The 20,661-nt window shown below is 59.9% G+C and carries 23 protein-coding genes; 11 read left to right on the forward strand and 12 right to left on the reverse strand.

The genetic code is table 11. The features are described from left to right. Positions 1-2: 2 nt before the first annotated feature. On the reverse strand, positions 3-1,676 hold the full coding sequence (locus LAB08_RS21685) for a DEAD/DEAH box helicase (protein ID WP_096509775.1): 1,674 nt from the start codon (positions 1,674-1,676) through the stop codon (positions 3-5). A 422-nt stretch (positions 1,677-2,098) separates the two neighbouring features. Here LAB08_RS21685 and LAB08_RS21690 point away from each other — a divergent pair, with 422 nt between their 5' ends. Continuing rightward, positions 2,099-2,890, forward strand: coding sequence for a crotonase/enoyl-CoA hydratase family protein (locus LAB08_RS21690; RefSeq protein ID WP_096509774.1), 792 nt, complete (start codon positions 2,099-2,101; stop codon positions 2,888-2,890). 136 nt (positions 2,891-3,026) lie between these two features. On the opposite strand, the gene LAB08_RS21695 is transcribed toward LAB08_RS21690, so the two are convergent. After that, positions 3,027-3,782 (reverse strand): spermidine synthase, encoded by a 756-nt coding sequence (locus LAB08_RS21695; RefSeq protein ID WP_096509773.1) that lies wholly within the window; start codon positions 3,780-3,782, stop codon positions 3,027-3,029. Positions 3,783-3,946: 164 nt separating this feature from the next. On the opposite strand from LAB08_RS21695, the gene LAB08_RS21700 reads away from it, so the two are divergent. Further along, the gene (locus LAB08_RS21700; protein WP_096509772.1) at positions 3,947-5,293 is read left to right on the forward strand and encodes a class II 3-deoxy-7-phosphoheptulonate synthase; all 1,347 of its coding nucleotides are present in this window, start codon (positions 3,947-3,949) and stop codon (positions 5,291-5,293) included. 86 nt (positions 5,294-5,379) lie between these two features. Here LAB08_RS21700 and LAB08_RS21705 read toward each other — a convergent pair whose 3' ends face one another. Beyond that, on the reverse strand, positions 5,380-6,609 hold the full coding sequence (locus LAB08_RS21705) for a winged helix-turn-helix domain-containing protein (RefSeq protein WP_096509771.1): 1,230 nt from the start codon (positions 6,607-6,609) through the stop codon (positions 5,380-5,382). 64 nt (positions 6,610-6,673) lie between these two features. Beyond that, positions 6,674-6,889 (reverse strand): DUF1127 domain-containing protein, encoded by a 216-nt coding sequence (locus LAB08_RS21710; RefSeq protein WP_096509770.1) that lies wholly within the window; start codon positions 6,887-6,889, stop codon positions 6,674-6,676. Positions 6,890-6,984: 95 nt separating this feature from the next. Between LAB08_RS21710 and LAB08_RS21715 the strand changes: the two genes are divergently transcribed. Continuing rightward, a complete protein-coding gene (locus LAB08_RS21715; RefSeq protein WP_096509769.1) occupies positions 6,985-7,839 on the forward strand; it encodes a LysR substrate-binding domain-containing protein in 855 nt (284 codons plus the stop codon). On the opposite strand, the gene LAB08_RS21720 is transcribed toward LAB08_RS21715, so the two are convergent. Beyond that, entirely contained in the window at positions 7,829-8,578 is a 750-nt protein-coding gene (locus LAB08_RS21720) for a sulfite exporter TauE/SafE family protein (protein ID WP_096509768.1), read from the reverse strand. The genes LAB08_RS21715 and LAB08_RS21720 overlap by 11 nt on opposite strands. 114 nt (positions 8,579-8,692) lie before the next feature. Here LAB08_RS21720 and LAB08_RS21725 point away from each other — a divergent pair, with 114 nt between their 5' ends. The 4 genes from LAB08_RS21725 (at position 8,693) to LAB08_RS21740 (ending at position 11,974) form a co-directional block, all read left to right on the forward strand. Continuing rightward, positions 8,693-9,649: a LysR family transcriptional regulator gene (locus LAB08_RS21725; RefSeq protein WP_096509767.1), complete on the forward strand. Its 957-nt coding sequence runs from the start codon at positions 8,693-8,695 to the stop codon at positions 9,647-9,649. A 69-nt stretch (positions 9,650-9,718) separates the two neighbouring features. Beyond that, on the forward strand, positions 9,719-10,180 hold the full coding sequence (locus tag LAB08_RS21730) for a MarR family winged helix-turn-helix transcriptional regulator (RefSeq protein ID WP_096515246.1): 462 nt from the start codon (positions 9,719-9,721) through the stop codon (positions 10,178-10,180). 326 nt (positions 10,181-10,506) lie between these two features. Beyond that, positions 10,507-10,926 carry an organic hydroperoxide resistance protein gene (locus tag LAB08_RS21735; RefSeq protein WP_096509766.1) on the forward strand — a complete coding sequence of 140 codons (420 nt, stop codon included), beginning with the start codon at positions 10,507-10,509 and terminating at the stop codon, positions 10,924-10,926. Between the two features lie 37 nt (positions 10,927-10,963). Continuing rightward, entirely contained in the window at positions 10,964-11,974 is a 1,011-nt protein-coding gene (locus LAB08_RS21740; protein WP_096509765.1) for an alpha/beta hydrolase, read from the forward strand. 177 nt (positions 11,975-12,151) lie between these two features. On the opposite strand, the gene LAB08_RS21745 is transcribed toward LAB08_RS21740, so the two are convergent. Both LAB08_RS21745 and earP read right to left on the reverse strand, forming a co-directional pair. Next, positions 12,152-12,721, reverse strand: coding sequence for an elongation factor P (locus tag LAB08_RS21745; protein WP_007983530.1), 570 nt, complete (start codon positions 12,719-12,721; stop codon positions 12,152-12,154). Positions 12,722-12,769: 48 nt separating this feature from the next. Then, complete coding sequence (gene earP / locus LAB08_RS21750) at positions 12,770-13,912, reverse strand: elongation factor P maturation arginine rhamnosyltransferase EarP (protein WP_096509764.1); 1,143 nt, start codon at positions 13,910-13,912, stop codon at positions 12,770-12,772. A gap of 124 nt (positions 13,913-14,036) precedes the next feature. Here earP and LAB08_RS21755 point away from each other — a divergent pair, with 124 nt between their 5' ends. Together LAB08_RS21755 and LAB08_RS21760 are read left to right on the forward strand one after the other, a co-directional pair. Further along, entirely contained in the window at positions 14,037-14,447 is a 411-nt protein-coding gene (locus tag LAB08_RS21755) for a hypothetical protein (protein ID WP_096509763.1), read from the forward strand. 2 nt (positions 14,448-14,449) lie between these two features. After that, a complete protein-coding gene (locus LAB08_RS21760; RefSeq protein ID WP_096509762.1) occupies positions 14,450-14,932 on the forward strand; it encodes a GreA/GreB family elongation factor in 483 nt (160 codons plus the stop codon). A gap of 6 nt (positions 14,933-14,938) precedes the next feature. On the opposite strand, the gene cysB is transcribed toward LAB08_RS21760, so the two are convergent. The 5 genes from cysB to LAB08_RS21785 form a co-directional block, all read right to left on the reverse strand. Then, on the reverse strand, positions 14,939-15,913 hold the full coding sequence (gene cysB, locus LAB08_RS21765; RefSeq protein ID WP_008057010.1) for an HTH-type transcriptional regulator CysB: 975 nt from the start codon (positions 15,911-15,913) through the stop codon (positions 14,939-14,941). A gap of 112 nt (positions 15,914-16,025) precedes the next feature. After that, positions 16,026-16,529, reverse strand: coding sequence for a universal stress protein (locus tag LAB08_RS21770; RefSeq protein ID WP_096509761.1), 504 nt, complete (start codon positions 16,527-16,529; stop codon positions 16,026-16,028). Between the two features lie 94 nt (positions 16,530-16,623). Then, positions 16,624-17,529 carry a 5'-nucleotidase gene (locus tag LAB08_RS21775; RefSeq protein ID WP_096509760.1) on the reverse strand — a complete coding sequence of 302 codons (906 nt, stop codon included), beginning with the start codon at positions 17,527-17,529 and terminating at the stop codon, positions 16,624-16,626. 25 nt (positions 17,530-17,554) lie between these two features. Beyond that, on the reverse strand, positions 17,555-18,511 hold the full coding sequence (locus tag LAB08_RS21780) for a putative 2-dehydropantoate 2-reductase (RefSeq protein WP_096509759.1): 957 nt from the start codon (positions 18,509-18,511) through the stop codon (positions 17,555-17,557). After that, positions 18,508-18,894, reverse strand: coding sequence for a thioredoxin family protein (locus LAB08_RS21785; RefSeq protein WP_096509758.1), 387 nt, complete (start codon positions 18,892-18,894; stop codon positions 18,508-18,510). The genes LAB08_RS21780 and LAB08_RS21785 overlap by 4 nt, the downstream gene beginning before the upstream one ends. Between LAB08_RS21785 and LAB08_RS21790 the strand changes: the two genes are divergently transcribed. Further along, positions 18,893-19,336, forward strand: coding sequence for a pilus assembly protein PilZ (locus tag LAB08_RS21790; RefSeq protein WP_096509757.1), 444 nt, complete (start codon positions 18,893-18,895; stop codon positions 19,334-19,336). The two genes, LAB08_RS21785 and LAB08_RS21790, sit on opposite strands and share 2 nt — an antisense overlap. 170 nt (positions 19,337-19,506) lie before the next feature. After that, positions 19,507-20,583, forward strand: coding sequence for a 3-deoxy-7-phosphoheptulonate synthase (locus LAB08_RS21795; protein WP_095196788.1), 1,077 nt, complete (start codon positions 19,507-19,509; stop codon positions 20,581-20,583). The last annotated feature ends 78 nt before the right edge of the window (positions 20,584-20,661 follow it).

A 20,661-nucleotide genomic window follows, 5' to 3' on the forward strand; every position in this document is an offset into this window, starting at 1 on the left:
GATCAATCTTCGCGATAGCGACGCAGTTTCAACTGCTTACCGGCAACGCGAGTGTCCTTCAGTTTGGTCAGCAGACGCTCCAGACCATCTTCAGGCAGCTCGACGAGGCTGAAGCTGTCACGCACCTGGATGCGACCGATGGCTTCACGGGCCAGACCACCTTCATTGAGGATGGCGCCCAGCAGGTTCTTGGCGGCGATACCGTCACGCGCACCCAGCGCGGTACGGCAACGGGCACGACCTTCGGCCAACGGGATCGGAGCACGACGCTCACGGTCACCACGGTCCGGACGATCACCGGAACGCTCTGGACGATCGCCACGCGGTGCGTTGTTCGGCACCAGTGGACGCTCTTTCTCGATAGCGGCCAGGTTCAGCGCTTGACCGTTGGTAGCCTTGCGCAGCAGGGCTGCGGCCAGGGCACGCGGGCTGCAACCGATGTCGGCGGTCAGGCGATCCAGCAGATCACCGTGAGTCGATTCGGCATCGGCCACCAGCGGCGACAGGCTGTTGGTCAGCTTCTTGATGCGTGCATCCAGAACCGCTTGAGCGTCCGGCAGACGAACTTCGGCAACCTTCTGACCGGTCACACGCTCGATCACTTGCAGCATGCGGCGCTCACGCGGAGTCACCAGCAGCAGCGCACGGCCTTCGCGACCGGCACGGCCAGTACGGCCGATACGGTGAACGTAGGATTCCGGATCGTACGGCATGTCAACGTTGAACACGTGAGTGATGCGCGGTACGTCCAGGCCACGAGCGGCAACGTCGGTCGCCACAACGATGTCCAGACGGCCATCCTTGAGGGAGTCGATCACGCGCTCACGCTGGTTCTGGGCAATGTCACCGTTCAGCGCAGCGGCTTTGTAGCCTTTGGCTTCCAGGGCGCTGGCCAGGTCCAGGGTTGCTTGCTTGGTGCGCACGAACATGATCAGCGCGTCGAAATCTTCCACTTCCAGCAAGCTGAGAACGGCAGAAGTCTTCTGGTCAGCGTGAACCAACAGGTGAGCCTGTTCGATCGCGGTAACGGTCTGGGTCTTGCTCTGGATCTTCACGTGCTTCGGATCGCGCAGATGGCGTTCGGCGATGGCACGGATCGATTGCGGCAAGGTGGCCGAGAACAATACGGTCTGACGGGTTTCCGGCATGGCCTTGAAGATAACTTCCAGGTCGTCCATGAAGCCCAGTTTGAGCATTTCGTCTGCTTCGTCGAGAACCAGGTGGTTCACGGTCGCCAGCACTTTTTCGTCGCGACGCAGGTGGTCGCACAGACGGCCCGGAGTGGCGACAACGATCTGTGCGCCATTACGGATTGCTTTCAATTGTGGGCCCATCGGCGCGCCGCCGTAGACAGCCACAACAGTTACGCCCGGCATTTGCTTGGCGTAGGTTTCGAAAGCGGTTGCAACTTGTAGCGCCAACTCACGAGTTGGGGCCAGGATCAGAGCTTGCGGCTCGCGCTTGGACGGATCAATGCGGTGCAGGATAGGCAGGGCAAAGGCAGCGGTTTTACCGGTACCGGTTTGCGCCTGACCAATCATATCGTGACCGGCGAGAATGATCGGGATCGACTGCTGCTGAATGGCCGAAGGCTCTTCATAGCCGGTAGCGACTACTGCAGCGACAATATTGGGATGAAGTTCAAGAGCGGCGAAGCCGCCGATTTCCTGGGTCATGGGTCTGCCTCTAAGTGCATCCGCAAAGACCCATGCTCCAAAGCTGCGCATGCCGTGTTGAGACTCAAGAGTCGCCCTGGCAGCTTTGTCGGCGGGGATTTGCGAAAACGAATGAATGAAAAGAATCGTTAAGGAAGAGTCCGCTGTACGGACGTGCAACCGAAGCTGACTTCGGGGAATTGCGCTACCTAAACGCGGCCCGGCTAAAGGCCGGCGCGCACTATACCGGAATTTGCCGAAAAAGGGAGCCTTTTTTTAACGTAAAACTGCCGCGTACAGCGTTCTGTCACAGGCTTTGCGGATAATCGTGCAAGCGTCTATTTTTCAAAGGCCCGGCCCTGCGGGTCATGACGCTAAAACGGTTCACCTTGAACACGCGGACCGTCGGTCCGACTCCCCTTCCCGCTCGAGGAAATGCCCTCATGAAAGAGCTCGACACCCACCGTGTGAGCCGTGAAAAGCGCGGTCATGTCCTGTTGATCGGCCTGGATCGGGTCGCCAAACGCAACGCCTTCGATCTCGACCTGCTCAACGAGCTAAGCCTGGCTTATGGCGAGTTCGAGGCCGACAGCGAAGCGCGGGTGGCGGTGGTATTTGGTCATGGCGAGCATTTCACCGCCGGTCTGGATCTGGTGAATGCCAGCGCCGCGCTGACCGAAGGCTGGCAGGCTCCGCCCGGCGGCTGCGATCCATGGGGGGTATTTGCCGGTCCCCGAGTCAGCAAACCGGTGATCGTCGCGGCCCAGGGTTACTGCCTGACCATCGGCATCGAGTTGATGCTGGCCGCCGATATCAACCTGTGCGCCAGCAATACCCGCTTCGCGCAAATGGAAGTGCAGCGCGGCATCTTCCCCTTTGGCGGTGCCACGCTACGCCTGCATCAAGTGGCCGGCTGGGGCAATGCCATGCGCTGGATGCTGACCGGGGATGAGTTCGATGCCCATGATGCGTTGCACTTGGGTTTGGTGCAGGAAGTCATGGCCAGCGAGGATTTGCTGCCCAGGGCAATCGAGCTGGCCGAGCGCATTGCCCGTCAGGCACCGCTGGGGGTTCAGGCCACATTGATGTCGGCGCGACAGGCGCGTTATGAAGGGGAAACGGCTGCTGCCCAAGGGTTGCCGGTGCTGGTGAAGAAGTTGTTGGGCAGTGAGGATGCCCAGGAGGGGGTGCGTTCGCTGGTGGAGCGGCGGCCCGGCGTATTCAAAGGCTGTTGAGAGTTGTGTCGGCATTGATATCGCAATCGCGGGCAAGCCTTGCTCCCACAGGTTTTGCGTCGTCCACCGAGAATGTGAACGACACAAAACCTGTGGGAGCAAGGCTTGCCCGCGATGAGGCCCAACCAGACAGCACTCAAGTCGCCGGGCGAATCGCCTTGATCAACGACTGCAACGAATACCCCAACCGCGGCGCCAGTGCTTCAGCCCGGGCGGTCAACCCTTCCATATCGAGCTCCTGATCCAGCTCCGAAGGCACGATCAGGATCACGTTGCCCTCCTTCACCGGCAACTCCCAGTAATGCCGGTGATAGAGCCCGCGCAGCAATGCGGCGCCCAACGGCTTGCCGTCATCGGTTGCCCACTGATTGATCACCAGCCAGCCTCCGGGATTCAGGCGTTTCTGGCAGTTCTCCAGGAAGGTCCACGCCAGATGCCCAACGCCCGGACCCACGTCGGTATAGAGGTCGACAAAAATCAGGTCCGCCGGCTCGGCGGTGTCGAGCAGTTCCAGCGCATCGCCCACGCGGATATACAGGCGCGGATCGTCATCCAGCCCAAGGTATTCGATGGCCAGGCGCGGCACATCCGGGCGCAGTTCGATGGCCTCGACATCTTCCAGCGGCAGGAACTTGAGGCAGGCCTGGGTTAGCGTGCCGGCGCCGAGACCCAGGAACAGCGCGGATTCGGGCTGTTCGTGGCATAGCGCACCGATCAGCATCGCCCGGGTGTAATCGTATTCGAGCCAACTCGGGTCGGCTGTAAACACACAGCTTTGCTCGATGGCATCACCGAATTCGAGAAAACGGTAATCAGCCACTTCCAGCACACGAATCACGCCAAATTCGTCCTGCACCTCGGCGAGCAAATGCTCGACGCGCTCCTCAGTCATTTCGTCTCCCGATCGTCGCCATGCCTTCAATATAAAAAGCGGCAACGCAATAACACCGCGAACAGGGGGCGGCAAAGGCGCGATTGTCCGCCAAGCTTCGGGAACAGGTCACGCACTAATTGCTGATAACATGGTTGTCCGAGCGTAAAACATTAGAGACCGCGATGAGCCAACCCTGGAGCCCTGACAGCTGGCGCGCCTTGCCGATCCAGCAACAACCCCGATATCCCGACGTGGCGCATTTGCAGCATGTCGAGCAAACCCTGGCCAGCTATCCACCGCTGGTGTTTGCCGGTGAAGCCCGGGAATTGCGCCGTCAGTTTGCCGAGGTGACCCAGGGCCGCGCGTTTCTGTTACAAGGCGGCGACTGCGCGGAAAGCTTCGCCGAGTTCTCCGCCGCGAAAATCCGCGACACCTTCAAGGTGCTGCTGCAAATGGCGATTGTCATGACCTTCGCGGCCGGTTGCCCGGTGGTCAAGGTCGGGCGCATGGCCGGGCAATTCGCCAAGCCCCGCTCGGCCAACGATGAGACGATCGACGGCGTGACCCTGCCGGCCTACCGTGGCGATATCGTCAACGGTATCGGTTTCGACGAAAAAAGCCGCGTGCCGGACCCGGAGCGCCTGCTGCAGTCCTATCACCAATCCACCGCCACCCTGAATCTGTTGCGCGCATTCGCCCAGGGCGGGTTTGCCGACCTGCATCAGGTGCACAAGTGGAACCTGGACTTCATCGCCAACTCGGCCCTGGCGGAAAAATACAGCCACCTGGCCGACCGCATCGATGAAACCCTGGCCTTCATGCGTGCCTGTGGCATGGACAGCTCGCCGCAACTGCGCGAGACCAGTTTCTTCACCGCCCACGAAGCGCTGCTGCTGAACTACGAAGAAGCCTTCGTGCGCCGCGACAGCCTGACCAACGATTATTACGACTGCTCGGCCCATATGCTGTGGATCGGCGACCGCACCCGTCAGCTCGACGGCGCCCACGTCGAATTCCTGCGCGGGGTGAATAACCCGATCGGCGTCAAGGTCGGCCCGAGTATGAACCCCGAAGACCTGATTCGCCTGATCGACGTGCTGAACCCGGACAACGATCCGGGCCGTCTTAACCTGATTGCGCGGATGGGCGCGAACAAGGTCGGCGATCACTTGCCGCAGCTCATTCGCGCCGTGCAGCGTGAAGGCAGGCAAGTGCTGTGGAGTTCGGACCCGATGCACGGCAACACCATCAAGGCCAGCAGCGGCTACAAGACCCGCGACTTCGCGCAGATCCTCGGTGAAGTGAAGCAGTTCTTCCAGGTGCACGAAGCCGAAGGCAGTTATGCCGGTGGCATTCACATCGAGATGACCGGGCAGAACGTCACCGAGTGCATTGGTGGCGCGCGGCCGATAACCGAGGACGGTCTGTCGGATCGTTACCACACCCATTGCGACCCGCGGATGAATGCCGACCAGTCGCTGGAGTTGGCATTCTTGATTGCCGAGACCCTGAAACAGGTTCGGCGTTAAATAGCGTCGCTCCCTTCGCGAGCAGGCTCGCTCCCACAGGTACAGCGCACTCCTGTGGGAGCGAGCCTGCTCGCGAAAGGGCCAGCTCAGACACCATCAATCCCGGCCAATGCCACCCTCAACCTTGCCGCACTCGCCCGCGGACAATTCAACTGAATCCGCTCCAACCCCAACCAATCCGCCATCCGCCGCAGATTGACCGCCAACGCCAGCATCCCTTCATCATCCAGCCCCGGCTCTTCCTCATGCACCGCATGCACTGCCAATCGCCCCGCCGCCCGTTCGGCGCGCAGATCAACCCGTGCGGCGATCCGTTCGTTGTGCAAGAACGGCAGGACGTAATAGCCATAGACCCGTTTGTCCTGCGGCGTGTAAATCTCCAGCCGATAGCGAAAATCGAACAGGCGCTCGGTACGGCTGCGCTCCCAGATCAGCGAGTCGAAGGGTGAAAGCAGCGCACTGGCCTCGACCCTGCGTGGCATCTTGGGCTCGGGCAGGCAATACGCCGGTTGCCGCCAGCTCTGGACCTCGCAAATGAGCAACTCACCCGCCTCGACCAATTCATCAAGGCGTGGGCGACTGTCAGCGGGACTCAAGCGAAAATAGTCGCGCAAGTCCTTCTCGGTACCCACCCCCAAAGCTGTCGCGGCGTGCAGTAATAGACCACGGTGGGCTTGGGCCTCGCTCAATTGCGGTTGCGCAAGAATCGCCGCAGGAATCACCCGCTCAGGCAGGTCATAAAGCCGCTCGAATCCGCGCCGGCTGGCGACAGTCACTTCGCCTGCGGCGAACAACCATTCCAGCGCATGCTTTTCCGCGCTCCAGTCCCACCACGGCCCTGCCCGCTCCTGGCGCGTCGACAAACTACCCGCGCCCAGCGCGCCCTGTTCCTGAACGCAAACCAGCACCCGGTGAACCGTGTCCTGCTGTTCACGACCGAATTTCGCCAGTTGCTGATAGATGTCTTCGCCCCGGGTCGCACGTTGCATGCGCCAGCGCATCAACGGGTACATGGACAAGGGCAGCAACGAGGCCTCATGCCCCCAGTATTCGAACAAGGTGCGATGCCGGCCCTGACTCCAGGCGGCCTGGTCGAGCAAGTCGGATGAGTAATTGCCGAGACGGGAAAACAGCGGAAGGTAGTGCGAACGCACCACTGCATTGACGGAATCGATCTGCAGAATGCCCAGCCGTTCGATCAGACGGTTGAGTTGAACCGGTTTGATCGTCGCCGGCGGCTGGCGCCCGTTGAATCCTTGGGCAGCCAGCGCCAGACGCCGAGCCTGTTTGAGGGAAAAGGACTGTGTTGCGGGCATGAGCATCTCCTTGTCTGCTCGCAACCTACCTCACCGAAAGTCGGTTTGTGTAGTTGGGTTTTACTCATTTGTGCATCGGGTCGCTCCAGAACGGTTTGACCGACTCGAACTCCACATCCGCGCGGCTCATACCGATGTCTTTCAGCGCTTCATCACTCAGGCTTGCCAACAACTCGCGTTCCCGGTGAAGTTCATACCAGCGGCTGAACTTGTGCAACAGATCCGATACCAGGTGGTGAGAGTGTTTTTCTACGGCTGGATATTCATGTTGACCTTTCATCTTGTTGCCCTCCGTTTGGATGGCTTCAGTCTCGCCCCAGGCTTAAGATCAATCCAACGAATGTTTCTGATGTCACATATCTCGGAGATTGATGAATGTCGGCCTACCCGAGTATCGATACCGAAGTGCTGCGCACCTTCGTTGCCATCGCCGACCAGGGTGGGTTTACCCGCGCCGGTGAATTGGTCAATCGCACACAGTCCGCCGTCAGCATGCAGATGAAACGGCTGGAAGAAGACGTGTTGCAACGGCAATTGTTCCAGCGCGACGGCCGCCAGGTGAGGCTGACGGCGGAAGGCCAGGTGTTGCTTGGCTATGCGCGGCGCATCCTCAAGCTGCACAGCGAGGTGTTCAATACCCTGCGCGAACCGCACATGGTCGGCATGGTGCGCATCGGTACGCCGGATGACTATGTGATGCGTTTCCTGCCGGGGATTCTGCGCCGGTTTGCCCAGTCCTACCCGCTGATCCAGATCGAGGTGCATTGCGAATCATCCAAACAACTGCTGGTGCGTCAGGATCTGGACCTGTCCATCGTCACCCGCGAACCGGGCAGTGAAATCGGCCAGTTGTTGCGCAAGGAACGATTCGTCTGGGCCGAAGCGCAATGCTACAGCGCCCACGAGCAGACACCGTTGCCGCTGGCGATGTTCAACAGCGATTGTTTCTGCCGCTTATGGGCCTGCAATGCGCTCGATGCCATAGGCCGCGATTACCGGGTGGCCTACAACAGTGACAGCCTGTCGGCGATCATGGCAGTGGTCAGCGCCGGCCTGGCGGTGACCGCGCAACTGGAAAGCCTGATAACGCCCGACATGCGCATCCTCGGCGAGGATGAAGGTTTGCCCCTGTTGCCCGAAGCCAGCATCATGCTGGTGCGCAACCTGCACAACCCGTCGCCAATCACCGAGTGCCTGGCCGAACACATCATCGAAGGCTTCAAACTTTAAGGGCGAGTGTCACCGCGCAGCACACCAGATAGCCACAGAACAGTCCGCGCAACAGCCGCTCCGGTAGCGCATGGGCAATTTTCACGCCCCAACTGATGCTAATCAGCCCGCCGATTGCCAACGGAATGCCGATCATCCAGTCCACCTGATGATGCACGGCATACGTGACCAGCGTGACACCCGTGCTGGGTAATGCCAACGCCAGCGACAAACCTTGCGCCACCACCTGACTGGTGCCAAACACACTGGTCAGTACCGGCGTCGCCACCACGGCACCACCCACGCCAAACACGCCGCCCATGGTGCCGGATGCCGCACCGAGTACACCCAGCCACGGCCACGGGTAATTCATCTCCGAGGCTGCTGGTGCACTGGCGGTAAACATACGTGCCAGGTTGAGCGCCGACAGCGCGATCAGGAACCCGACAAACCCCAGACGCATGGTTTGTGCATCAATGCCCACCGCCCACAGGGAACCGAGCCAGGCGAAGCTGAATCCCATCGTGGCGAGTGGCAACGCGTGGCGCAATTCAATCCGGTTGCGCTGTTGATAACGCCACAGTGCCAGCATCACATTCGGCACCACCATCACCAGTGCCGTGCCTTGTGCAATCTGTTGGTCGAGACCGAACAGCACACCCAGCAGCGGAATGGCAATCAGACCGCCGCCAATTCCGAACAACCCGCCGAGTGTGCCCAAGGCCGCGCCGAACACCAGATACATCAGAAACTCAATCACGAGCGTTTTATCCCAGTCACATCAGGCCTTCGATCCTACGCAGTTGATTCTGGCGCGGAAACGCACAGCAACGCACAATGGCTGTGCCAAATTCGCAAAAGCAATGGGCGCACCATGAATCCCAATCAACTGACCGACCAGCTCGGCCTGTTCCTCGACGTGCTGGAAACCGGCAGTTTTTCCGCCGCTTCGCGCCGCCACCCACTGACGCCCTCGGCGGTAGCCCGGCGTATCGACAGCCTGGAAAGCGCCGTCGGCAGCCAGTTGTTCATTCGCAGTACCCACGCCGTCAGGGCCACCCCGGCGGGCCTGGCATTTGCCGAGCGCGCGCGGCGCATTGTCGCGGAATTGCGCCTGGCCAGGGCCGAGGCCGTGTCCCTCAGCAGCGCCCCGGAAGGGTTGATTCGGGTGGATGCGCCGGCAGCGTTTGGTCGACGGCATCTGGCGCCGGTGATTGCCGACTTTCTGATGCTCTACCCCGGGCTCGACGTGCAACTGCAACTGATCGACAGTTTCGTCGACATGCAGGGCTTGAACCTGGGCAAGGTCGATCTGGTGCTGCGCGCCGGGCAATTGGCCGACACTCGGCTCGTGGCCACACCACTGGCGAGCATGGTGCGCATCGCCTGCGCCAGCCCCGATTATTTGCAACGCCGCGGCGTGCCGAATGATCCGGCCCAACTGATTGACCACGATGGCCTCGATTGGGCCGGTCTGGCACCCCCCTTTGCCTGGCGTTTCGAGCAGGATGGCCAGATGCAATTGCATCGCCCGTCGCGCATTCGCATGAGCGCCAACAATGCCGAAGCGCTGGTCTGCGGCGCGCTGGCCGGTCTGGGTGTCGCGCACTTGCCGACGTGGCTGGCCAGCGAGTACTTGTTGCGCGGCGAACTGTTGCCCCTGTTCTGCGAAAGTGGCCTGCCCAAACCGGAAAGCGCCGGGATCTATGCCTTGCGCCTGGAGCAGCAACCCAGCTCCCGCAGCCGTCTGCTGCTGGAATACCTGAAAACCCGTTTCAGTCCGATCCCTCCCTGGGATCTGGTGCTGCAAACCCATCTGGGCCGCCACTAGGCTAGAATTGTCTGGTGCATTAAAGATTTGCCCGCTAGATTCATGACGATCACCGATCAAGGCTGCGAAATGACCACCGAGCGCAAAACCCCGGACAACTGCGACGATCTGCTGCTGGACAACCAGGCCTGCTTCGCCCTGCACTCCACTTCGCTGATGATGACCAAGGTCTACAAACCCTTGTTGCAAGCGTTGGGCCTGACTTATCCACAGTACCTGGCGATGATGGTGCTGTGGGAACAGGACGGTTTGACCGTAGGCGAAATCAGCGCCCGGCTGCTGACCGATCCCGGTTCGCTCACCCCCTTGCTCAAGCGCCTGGAAGCCGAAGGTGTGCTCAGCCGCACCCGTAGCCGTGAAGACGAGCGCGTAGTAATCGTCGAACTCACCGAGCAAGGCCGGGCCCTGCGCGACAAGGCGCGGGACATTCCCCAGTGCATCCTCGGCGCCAGCGGCATGACGCTGGAACGACTGCAGAACCTGCAAGCGGAGCTGCAAGCACTGCGTCGGCATCTGCAAGACAGCCTCTAACTACAGCCTACCCCCCTGTGGGAGCGAGCCTGCTCGCGAATGCATTGTCACATTCAGCATTGATGCTGACTGGCACACCGCATTCGCGAGCAGGCTCGCTCCCACATTGGCCATCCTTCAAAAAATTTTCTGGCAGATAAAACGCTCTTCTGAAGCTCTATCTCATCACTTTCCGCCAAGCCCATTCATTTCCCAAGCGTTCATTCGGGATTTTTTTTCAAAATTTATCTTGCGCGCCAAACATTTGCGCGATACATTTATTTCGCACTTACTTAGCGCGCAAACATTTAGCGCAAACAAAACAAATCCCGAACGAGGCTTCCACCATGCAAACTCTCTACACCGCAATCGCAACCTCCACCGGCGGCCGTGACGGTCGCGCGATTTCCAGCGACAACGTTCTCGACGTCAAACTCGCTACCCCGAAAGAACTCGGCGGTGCCGGCGGCGCAGCGACCAACCCTGAGCAACTGTTCGCCGCCGGCTATTCCGCCTGCTTCATCGGCGCACTGAAGTTCGTTGCCAGCCAGACCAAACGCAAAATCCCGGACGACGCCTCGATCACCGCCCATGTCGGCATCGGCCAGATCCCTGGCGGTTTCGGCCTGGACATCGACCTGCACATCAGCCTGCCAGGCCTTGAACAAGCCGATGCACAAACCCTGGTCGACGCTGCCCACCAGGTCTGCCCGTACTCCAACGCCACCCGCGGCAACGTCGAAGTGCGCCTGCACGTGACCGTCTAACCGCTTTTGTCCACTCAGGCCCGAACAGGAAATGAACATGAACACTTTCAGCAAAGTCTTGACCGGTACCCTTCTCGCCCTATCCGTCCACAGTGCATTCGCCGGCGACGCTGAACACAACACCCAGGCGTTTCTCGATGTGTTGAACGCCGGCACCGGCAAACCGATGGAGCAGATGACGCCCAAAGACGCCCGCGCCGTGCTGGTGGGCGCGCAGTCGGGGGTGAAGCTGACGCTGCCAAAAGCCGATATCAGCGAGAAGACCATCCAGGTCGACGGCCAACCGCTGAGCCTGACCATCGTCAGGCCGGCCGGGGTCAAAGGCGAGCTGCCGGTGTTCATGTTCTTCCATGGCGGCGGCTGGGTACTGGGAGACTTCCCGACCCACGAGCGGCTGGTTCGCGACCTGGTGGTGGGTTCGGGGGCGGCAGCGGTTTTCGTCAACTACACACCGTCGCCGGAAGCGCATTATCCGGTGGCGATCAATCAGGCTTATGCCGCGACCCAATGGGTGGCCGAACACGGTAAAGAGATCAACGTCGACGGCAAGCGTCTGGCCGTGGCCGGCAACAGTGTCGGCGGCAACATGGCGGCCGTGGTCGCATTGATGGCAAAAGACAAAGGCACCCCGGCAATCAAGTTCCAGGTACTGCTGTGGCCGGTGACCGATGCCAACTTCGACACCGGTTCCTATAACCAGTATGCCGAAGGGCACTTCCTCACCCGCAACATGATGAAGTGGTTCTGGGACAACTACACCACCGACGCCAGGCAGCGTAACGAGATCTACGCCTCGCCATTGCGGGCAACCCCTGCGCAACTCAAGGGCCTGCCACCCGCGCTGGTGCAAACCGCTGGAGCCGACGTGCTGCGCGATGAGGGTGAAGCCTACGCCCGCAAACTGGACGAAGCCGGCGTACCGGTGACCTCGGTTCGCTACAACGGCATGATCCACGACTACGGTTTGCTCAACGTGGTGAGTCAGGTGCCGGCGGTGCGTTCGGCGATGCTGCAGGCATCTGAAGAACTGAAACAACACCTGAAATAGAGCTGCGCCCCATGTGGGAGCGAGCCTGCTCGCGAAGGCGGTGTGTCAGGCAATGATGTTGTGTTTGACGAACCGCTTTCGCGAGCAGGCTCGCTCCCACAGGGATAAAGCGTAGATTTCGACAGACGAAAAAAAGCCCGACTCACTGGTCGGGCTTTTTCATTCCTGAAGCAGTGCTTATTTGGCACGGCCTTTGTAGGAACCGCCTTCGCGGGTATCAATCTCGATCATGTCGTCGATATTGATGAAGTCAGCAACCGACAGCTCGGTACCGTTCTTCAGTTTGGCAGGCTTCATCACCTTGCCGGAAGTGTCGCCGCGAGCGGAACCTTCGGTGTAGGCAACCTGACGCACGATGGTAGTCGGCAGTTCTACGGAAACCAGACGGCCTTCGAAGAATACGGCTTCGCAAACGTCGGTCATGCCTTCTTCAACGAACGGCAGAACGGCTTCGATGTCTTCGGCGTTCAGCTCGTACATGGTGTAGTCGGTGGTGTCCATGAACGTGTAGGAGTCACCGCTGATGAAGGACAGGGTCGCTTCTTTGCGATCCAGGATCACGTCATCCAGCTTGTCGTCCGCACCGTAAACGGTTTCGGTCTTGTAGCCGGTCAGCAGGTTTTTCAGCTTGGTCTTCATGATCGCGCTGTTACGACCGGACTTGGTGAATTCAGCTTTCTGAACCAGCCAAGGGTCGTTGTCGATACGGATCACTGTACCGGGTTTGAGTTCTTTACCAGTTTTCATTGCGAATATCCGAATTTGGATGGGATTTACAAAAATCTAGGCCGCGTATCATATCCAATTTACATAAAACTGTACCAGCGCTGCCGCAAGATCAGCCTGCGAGGCCTGTTCCAGACACCATGTCTCGGCGTGTTTTTGCAGTTCCGGCCAGTGTTTGCGGGTCGATTGCCAGTGGCCTGCCATATTGTCACCGGCATTCCACGCCCGCCAAAGACCGCTGATCGCCTCGCGAGCGGTCTCCGACAGACCGTTCACATACAACGCGAGGAAGGCTTCCAGTTTATCCAGGTGGATGTCTTCCTCTTGTTGATAGATGTGCCAGAGCAATGGCCGCCCCGCCCATTGGGCGCGGACAAAGGAATCTTCGCCACGTACCGCATTGAAATCGCAGCACCACAGTAAATGGTCATACTGGTCCTGTCGGACGAACGGCAACACTTGCACGGTCAACGCATCGCACACATGCAGCGCACCGGCCTTCAGTCCATCCACGCCAAGCCAACGCTCGACATCGCCGAGAATCCGCCCTTCCGGCACCAACAGATGAGTGGGCATCGTGTCGCCCGCCATCGCGTCCAGCCAACTGGCCAGCCCGGTGTTTTCGTAGGCAAACAGCGAGATCAATTGCGCACCCTGCGCAGGATTTATCCCAAGACCTTGTAGGAACTCGCGCTGCATTTCAGGACTTTGCTGAAACGTCCGTCGCCGTTCGAGCAATCCGCTTTCACGCAACAAGCCGCCCGTGCCTTTCTGGAACCCCGGAAAAAAGAAGAATTTCTGCACATGCCTGTACTTCACCGACGGCAAGCCGTGGCAGCCGACCACCCAACCCTCGGCACTCAGGTAATCGAGATTCATCCACAGCGGTGTTTTTTCCCGCTCGGCCATGGCGTCCATGTAGGCGCCCGGCAATTGGCAGGCGAACGCGGCGATCACCACATCCGCCGCTTCGACAGGCTGCCAGTCGCTCGCCCAGTGACGCACCTCCACACCCTGCTGCCATTGCTGCGAGGTGTGGATATCGATCTCCGGGCACATGCGCTCGAAGGCACGCAGGTCATCGACCCACAACCGCACCGCTATCCCATGCTCGGCAACCAGTTGCCGGGACAGGCGCCAGGTCACGCCGATGTCGCCGAAGTTGTCGACCACGGTGCAAAAAATATCCCAGCGGGTTTTCTTTTCAGGCATTCCAGGCTCCCGTTGGCAAAGGCAGCGATTCTGCGCATAAATTACCCCGTGCAGAAGAGCCGACGACGATTATTCTTCGTGCGACAATCGCCAACACCCCGCGACCCACTGCCAGGAGGCAGCCATGCCCTACCGTCCCAATCCGCGCCGTCCATTGCCGATCCAGCTCAATGTCGTGCAACTGACCGGCAGCATCGCCTTCGGTTTGTGGCTGGGTTTCATCGCCATCGCGCTGACCTGCTGGCTCGTCGCTCGACTGTTCTTCAACGAACAATTGGCGCCGGTCGCGGCGACGATAGAGCAACTGGCCAAACCGCCCGTGGCGACGCAACCGGTACCGGATATTCCTCCACAGAGCCCGATCTTCGAGCAATACGAAGAAAACCTGCGCAAGAACGAACAGGCGCAGCGACTCGATCAGGCACGCAGCAGCAATCGCAATCTGTCGAACGCAAAATGCCAGTTCTGGTTGCAACAGGACCAGACCGCCCCAAGCGAAAAAAGTCGCGCCAACGTCCTGCAATTCTGCGATTGATCATGAATAAACAAAGTGTCCACCAACTGATTCTCGATAAGCTGCGCATCGACCTCGACATCGCCGAACGCGCTGCGCAAACCGCCTACGAAACCGCGACCCACGAAGAAAACATCGCCGAAAACAAGTACGACACGCTGGGTCTGGAGGCGTCCTACCTGGCTGCCGGGCAAGCCAGGCGGGTCGAAGAGATCCGTCAGTCTCTGGCGCTTTGCCAAAACCTGGTCCCGCGTCCTTATGACGAACGGCGTGGTATTGAAGTCGGCGCGCTGCTCGGCCTGGAAGACGAAAAGGGCCGTGAACAGTGGCTGTTCCTGGCACCGGATGCGGCGGGCCTGAAGGTCGATCTGGTGGGGCAAACCATTACCGTCATCACCCCGTGCTCACCGCTGGGCAAAGGCCTGCTGGGCAAGTTCGAAGGCGATGAGGTGGAGATTCTGGTGGCGGGCGCTCGGCAACAGTTTGCTGTCACCGAGGTTGTTTAAGAAAACTTAATGCACCGGCAGTTCGACACCGTCGAACAGCTCTTCCAGTTCCTGCTTGTTGTGGCACTGGATAGCCTTGGCCATGACTTCGCGGGTCAGGTGCGGGGCGAACTTCTCGATGAAGTCGCACATGAAGCCACGCAGGAAAGTACCGCGACGGAAGCCGATCTTGGTCACGCTGGACTCGAACAGCTCGCTGGCATCGAGCACCACCAGGTCGTTGTCCAGTTTGGTATCGACCGCCATTTTCGCCACGATGCCCACGCCCAGGCCCAGGCGCACGTAAGTCTTGATCACGTCGGCGTCGGCCGCGGTAAACACCACTTTTGGCGTCAGGCCACGATGGCTGAAGGCTTCGTCGAGTTTCGAGCGGCCGGTAAAACCGAATACATAGGTCACGATCGGGTATTCGGCCAGGGCCTCGAGGGTCAGCTTCGACAGTTTGGTCAGCGGGTGCCCCTGAGGTACGACCACGCAGCGGTTCCAGCGATAGCACGGCATCATCACCAGGTCGCCGAACAGCTCCAGCGCTTCAGTGGCGATGGCGAAATCCACCGTGCCGTCAGCCGCCATTTCGGCGATCTGCATCGGCGACCCCTGGTGCATGTGCAGGGCAACGTCCGGGTACTGCTTGATGAAATTGCTGATCACCGGTGGCAACGCATAACGCGCCTGGGTATGGGTGGTGGCGATCGACAGGGTGCCTTTCTTCTCGTTGGAGAATTCCTGGGCGATCTGCTTGATGCTTTCAACCTTGCGCAGAATTTCACCGGCGGTGGTGATGATGCGTTCACCGGCCGGGGTGACGCGGGTCAGGTGCTTGCCGCTTCGGGCGAACACCTCGACGCCTAATTCGTCTTCCAGCAGTCGGATCTGTTTACTGATGCCCGGTTGCGAGGTGTAAAGGCTTTGGGCTGTAGCGGAAACGTTGAGGTCGTGGTGCGCCACTTCCCAGATGTAGCGCAATTGTTGAAGCTTCATATGAATCCCTCAAAGCAGATAGACGCCACGGGCATCAGCGACGGTATATAACTATATTAATGGTTTGAAGAATAAATCTAGAACTTTTTATCAGAATGCCACTATTCGTGTTCTAGCGATCCCCCTGGCGACGACGCTGCACCAGCGGCACCAGGTAAACCGGCACCTGCGACAGTTGCAACACACGCGCGGCGGTCCGGCCCAATGGCGTTTCCGCGCCAGCACCATGGCTATGACTACCTACGATCAGCAAATCCACGGAGAGTTTCTGCGCCTGGTCGAGAATCACCTGCGACGGATCGCCCTGCAGCACCCGCACCGCCTGGATCCGCTCCAGATCGTGCTCGCCCTCTCCCCCCAGTTCTTCACGAAAACTGTCGAGCACCCGCTGCTCGATACTGGCAATGACGGTGTTCAACCCCTGATTGTGGAACTCGTTCAACGCCTGCTCATCGAGATAGCTCTGCAGCACCGACTCGGCGAACAGCCCCATGGGTTCAACCGCGTGCACCACGTACAGGTTGGCATTAAATGTCCGGGCCAATGCCAAGGCATGCTGCATCACCAAAGGGGCGTACAGACCGAGGTCAGTGGCATAGAGTATCGAGCGAATCATATGACCTCCTCGAATGCCAACATGGCGGAGATTGATTCAGCTTAGCAGTGCCTTGAGGAGTACGACGTCCTGCGCAACACGTTGATCGGCGGGCTTAAACCTTTTGTTCGTTGCTTATGCCATGGGGCACATGACCGGTGGCGACGACTTCCCGGGCCAACTCGCAGTGACCGGCCTGATCATCGAAAAACACATCGGCGGCGAAGGCTTCGAGAAACGCCGATTTGGTCAGGCCACCGAGAAACAGCGACTCATCCAGCCGGATGTCCCATTCGCGCAAGGTGCGGATCACCCGTTCGTGGGCCGGTGCCGAGCGGGCCGTCACCAGCGCCGTGCGGATCGGGCAGGCGCCATCCGGGAACTCGCGCTGCAACAGATTGAGGGCCGCCAGGAAACCCTTGAATGGCCCACCGCGCAACGGTTGCCGGGCCGCCTCGCGTTCGCTGGCCTGAAACGCTTCCAGACCACCGGCCTGGTACACGCGCTCCGACTCGTCGGAAAACAGCACCGCATCGCCGTCGAAAGCAATGCGCAATTCATCGCTGGCGGCGCGGCTGGCGCCTCCCGACAGGATGGTCGCCGCGGCAAAACCCGCGTCCAGTGCACTGCGCACGTCTTCGGCATGGGTGGAAAGAAACAGGTCGCAGCCAAAAGCCTTGAGGTACGGATAGGGACTGCGCCCGCCGACAAACGCCGCGCGGGAAATGGCCAGTCCATAGTGATGGATCGAATTGAACACCCGCAGGCCGGTGTCGGCGCTGTTACGCGACACCAGGATCACCTCGACACGGGCACGGCCGAGGCTGGCATTGAGGTTGAGGAGTTTCTGCACCAGAGGGAAGGCATCACCGGGTTCGAGAATTTCGTCTTCATGCTCGATCTGATACTGCCGGTAAGCCTCGACGCCACTCGACAGGTACACCTTGTGGCTTTCACTCAGGTCAAACAGTGCGCGCGACGAAATCGCCAGCACCAGCTTGTCGTCGATAGTCTTTGCCATGCCCTTCCCCCTCAGGTTGATCGACTTACCGGTTGCGTCGATCGATAAAACCCAGACTGCGATACAGGGCCTCGATGCGCGGCATCTCACACCCCGCCGCCTTGGCGGCGGCCAGCGGCCGGGCGTAAATGGCGTCCAGCTCCAGCGGTCGCTTGTGCAGATAATCGTGGTACATGCTCGGCCAGTAGTCGGGCATTTTCTCGGTCACCCTGAACAAATGCTCGGCATAACCCGCCGGCACCTCATGACCACAGGCGATCGCCCCCTGCACCACTTCGGCCATCAGTGCCTTGATCAGCTCGCGGGTATCGGTATCGGCCATCAACGGCGTGGTGCTCGCCCCCAACAACACCGACAGACCGTTGTAAGGGATATTCCAGACCAGTTTTTGCCAGCGCGCCTGGTGCAGGTTCGCCATGGCCTGGGAGTCGATGCCGGCGGCACGGAACATCCCGACGCCTTCCTCGACAATTGCGGCGCGTGCCGCCCCATCGACGGCGGGACCGCTGTGGTAGCCCACATGCACGGCACCCAGCGCCTGATGGGTGACGATGCCAGGCCCCTCGCGATGGACGCAGATGTAGCAGAGCCCGCCCAGCACATGCAGCGAGTCAGGCAGCAGTTCACGCAGGCTGTCCTCGACGTCCAGGCCGTTTTGCAGCAGCAATACCTTGGCATTCGGCGCCGCGGCCTGAAGGATGGCTGGCGCCAGGTCTGCGTTGCTGGTGGTTTTCGCCCCCACCAGCAACCAGTCACAGGGCGGCATGTCTTCGGCCGACGAATAGGCCTGCACCGGGTTCAACGTCAGCGCGCCATGAACGGCGCTGTGAAGTTGCAACCCGCGTTCTGCCACCGCGGAAAATTCGCTGCGCAACAGAAAATGCACATCGAAGCCGGCACGCGCCAGCATCACCCCGTAGAAACCGCCGATTGCACCGGTCCCGATAATACCGACCGTCGGTTTGGCAACTGCCCCCATCATGGCAACTCCTCTGCTGTTCGACTCAACGCCTGACGTATCGCCCGATTGAGTTCGGTGCCGGTCAGGCGCGCATGCAACGCCCCAAAGAACTCACCGTCGCGCACCACAAACAGCGCCGGCAAATGAAAGACCTGATAACGCTCGACCACCCCGCCATTGTTCCCGGCATCGATCCAGCACAGTCGATCGACGGCCAGATCGAGCGCCGGCAACTGTTCACGGGCAAAACGGCAGCTTGAGCAACCGACGCTGGTGAAAATAACCAGTGATACACCGTTCATCGTCAGCAGCCGTTGGTCGGCGTCGAAATCGGTCAGCTCCAATTCGACCACTATACTGGGGGAAACAATGTCAGATGGCCGACACATGGAGTCCGTGTTCATGGGACGATTCATTCCTCATCCTGACGATGTGCCCGTTGAATTAACGTTGTTCAAACCTGAGTGTATTTCGCGGCACCAGTTGCACACTAGCAGCCTCGGGGGCATGGCTTGCAATTATCACCGCGCGTGGCGCTACGGCACAGCGCTTGAAGTGCGCATGCCGACCCTTAATCCCGACCTGCGCATTCTGGGCTATGTAGCCTGGTGCCTGCGACGCAAGCACGGCTATCTGGTAGGTATTGCCTTTCTCGACGAACAGACGCTGTTCAGTGCGCGGATGGGCGAGCAGGTGTGTCAGATAGAGCGTTATTGCCGCCAGCACGACGCTCACGAAGACCTGCAGGAGATTCAGGCCCTGGCCCTCGAATGGGTTCAGGAGCATGCCGACGAGTTCTCCCACGACAGGGTCCATCGGGCATTTGCACAGTCAATGCAGGATTAGGACGCGCCCAAAGGCCGGGAATTCATCGAGAATGCCCGCTAAAGCGGCGCATGCCCATTGTCGAGCCACGGTGTAACGCGCTAAGGTTCGGCTCCCCGACGCGCTTAATTTGCTGTGCTCCGCCGCGCGGGTTCGCTGGCGGCCGGCACCCGTGACCTGACGAGTAAACGATGGCTGATTTACCGATCAACGACCTAAACGTCGCCTCCAACGAGACGCTGATCACCCCCGATCAGCTCAAGCGTGACATCCCCCTGAGCGACGCCGCCCTGCGCACCGTCACCAAGGGCCGCGAAGTCATTCGCAACATTCTGGATGGCACCGACCACCGTCTGTTCGTGGTCATCGGGCCTTGCTCGATCCACGACATCAAGGCGGCCCACGAATACGCCGAGCGCCTGAAAGTGCTTGCCGCGGAAGTGTCCGATACCCTGTATCTGGTCATGCGCGTGTATTTCGAGAAGCCACGCACCACCGTCGGCTGGAAAGGCTTGATCAACGATCCGTACCTGGATGACTCGTTCAAGATCCAGGACGGTTTGCATATCGGTCGTCAATTGCTGCTGGACCTGGCCGAAATGGGCCTGCCAACCGCCACCGAAGCCCTCGACCCGATCTCCCCGCAGTATTTGCAGGACCTGATCAGCTGGTCGGCCATCGGCGCGCGCACCACCGAATCCCAGACTCACCGTGAAATGGCTTCCGGCCTGTCCTCGGCCGTCGGCTTCAAGAACGGCACCGACGGCGGCCTGACCGTGGCCATCAACGCCCTGCAATCGGTTTCCAGCCCGCACCGTTTCCTGGGTATCAACCAGGAAGGTGGCGTGTCGATCGTGACCACCAAGGGCAATGCCTACGGCCACGTGGTGCTGCGCGGCGGCAACGGCAAGCCAAACTACGATTCGGTCAGCGTCGCCCTGTGCGAGCAGGCGCTGAACAAGGCCAAAATCAAGCCGAACATCATGGTCGATTGCAGCCACGCCAACTCCAACAAGGATCCGGCCCTGCAACCGCTGGTGATGGAAAACGTCGCCAACCAGATCCTCGAAGGCAACCAGTCGATCATCGGCCTGATGGTCGAAAGCCACCTGAACTGGGGCTGCCAGGCCATCCCGAAAGACCTCGCCGACCTGCAATACGGCGTGTCGATCACCGATGCCTGCATCGACTGGACCGCGACCGAGAACACCTTGCGCAGCATGCATGCCAAGCTCAAGGATGTGCTGCCTAAACGTGATCGCACCTGATCGGCGCTTGGTGTAAAAAACGCAGACAAAAAAACGCCGGGCAGTGCCCGGCGTTTTTTTATGTGTTCGTTTTGCTGA

Source organism: Pseudomonas izuensis, from assembly GCF_002356535.2.
Lineage (GTDB): Bacteria > Pseudomonadota > Gammaproteobacteria > Pseudomonadales > Pseudomonadaceae > Aquipseudomonas > Aquipseudomonas izuensis.

What these genes read in the sequence shown, in the direction of transcription:
- LAB08_RS21685 (WP_096509775.1), bottom strand. Translation starts at nt 1,676, where the DNA reads ATGACCCAGGAAATCGGCGGCTTCGCCGCTCTTGAACTTCATCCCAAT.
- LAB08_RS21690 (WP_096509774.1), top strand. Translation starts at nt 2,099, where the DNA reads ATGAAAGAGCTCGACACCCACCGTGTGAGCCGTGAAAAGCGCGGTCAT.
- LAB08_RS21695 (WP_096509773.1), bottom strand. Translation starts at nt 3,782, where the DNA reads ATGACTGAGGAGCGCGTCGAGCATTTGCTCGCCGAGGTGCAGGACGAA.
- LAB08_RS21700 (WP_096509772.1), top strand. Translation starts at nt 3,947, where the DNA reads ATGAGCCAACCCTGGAGCCCTGACAGCTGGCGCGCCTTGCCGATCCAG.
- LAB08_RS21705 (WP_096509771.1), bottom strand. Translation starts at nt 6,609, where the DNA reads ATGCCCGCAACACAGTCCTTTTCCCTCAAACAGGCTCGGCGTCTGGCG.
- LAB08_RS21710 (WP_096509770.1), bottom strand. Translation starts at nt 6,889, where the DNA reads ATGAAAGGTCAACATGAATATCCAGCCGTAGAAAAACACTCTCACCAC.
- LAB08_RS21715 (WP_096509769.1), top strand. Translation starts at nt 6,985, where the DNA reads ATGTCGGCCTACCCGAGTATCGATACCGAAGTGCTGCGCACCTTCGTT.
- LAB08_RS21725 (WP_096509767.1), top strand. Translation starts at nt 8,693, where the DNA reads ATGAATCCCAATCAACTGACCGACCAGCTCGGCCTGTTCCTCGACGTG.
- LAB08_RS21730 (WP_096515246.1), top strand. Translation starts at nt 9,719, where the DNA reads ATGACCACCGAGCGCAAAACCCCGGACAACTGCGACGATCTGCTGCTG.
- LAB08_RS21735 (WP_096509766.1), top strand. Translation starts at nt 10,507, where the DNA reads ATGCAAACTCTCTACACCGCAATCGCAACCTCCACCGGCGGCCGTGAC.
- LAB08_RS21740 (WP_096509765.1), top strand. Translation starts at nt 10,964, where the DNA reads ATGAACACTTTCAGCAAAGTCTTGACCGGTACCCTTCTCGCCCTATCC.
- LAB08_RS21745 (WP_007983530.1), bottom strand. Translation starts at nt 12,721, where the DNA reads ATGAAAACTGGTAAAGAACTCAAACCCGGTACAGTGATCCGTATCGAC.
- earP (WP_096509764.1), bottom strand. Translation starts at nt 13,912, where the DNA reads ATGCCTGAAAAGAAAACCCGCTGGGATATTTTTTGCACCGTGGTCGAC.
- LAB08_RS21755 (WP_096509763.1), top strand. Translation starts at nt 14,037, where the DNA reads ATGCCCTACCGTCCCAATCCGCGCCGTCCATTGCCGATCCAGCTCAAT.
- LAB08_RS21760 (WP_096509762.1), top strand. Translation starts at nt 14,450, where the DNA reads ATGAATAAACAAAGTGTCCACCAACTGATTCTCGATAAGCTGCGCATC.
- cysB (WP_008057010.1), bottom strand. Translation starts at nt 15,913, where the DNA reads ATGAAGCTTCAACAATTGCGCTACATCTGGGAAGTGGCGCACCACGAC.
- LAB08_RS21770 (WP_096509761.1), bottom strand. Translation starts at nt 16,529, where the DNA reads ATGATTCGCTCGATACTCTATGCCACTGACCTCGGTCTGTACGCCCCT.
- LAB08_RS21775 (WP_096509760.1), bottom strand. Translation starts at nt 17,529, where the DNA reads ATGGCAAAGACTATCGACGACAAGCTGGTGCTGGCGATTTCGTCGCGC.
- LAB08_RS21780 (WP_096509759.1), bottom strand. Translation starts at nt 18,511, where the DNA reads ATGATGGGGGCAGTTGCCAAACCGACGGTCGGTATTATCGGGACCGGT.
- LAB08_RS21790 (WP_096509757.1), top strand. Translation starts at nt 18,893, where the DNA reads ATGGGACGATTCATTCCTCATCCTGACGATGTGCCCGTTGAATTAACG.
- LAB08_RS21785 (WP_096509758.1), bottom strand. Translation starts at nt 18,894, where the DNA reads ATGAACACGGACTCCATGTGTCGGCCATCTGACATTGTTTCCCCCAGT.
- LAB08_RS21795 (WP_095196788.1), top strand. Translation starts at nt 19,507, where the DNA reads ATGGCTGATTTACCGATCAACGACCTAAACGTCGCCTCCAACGAGACG.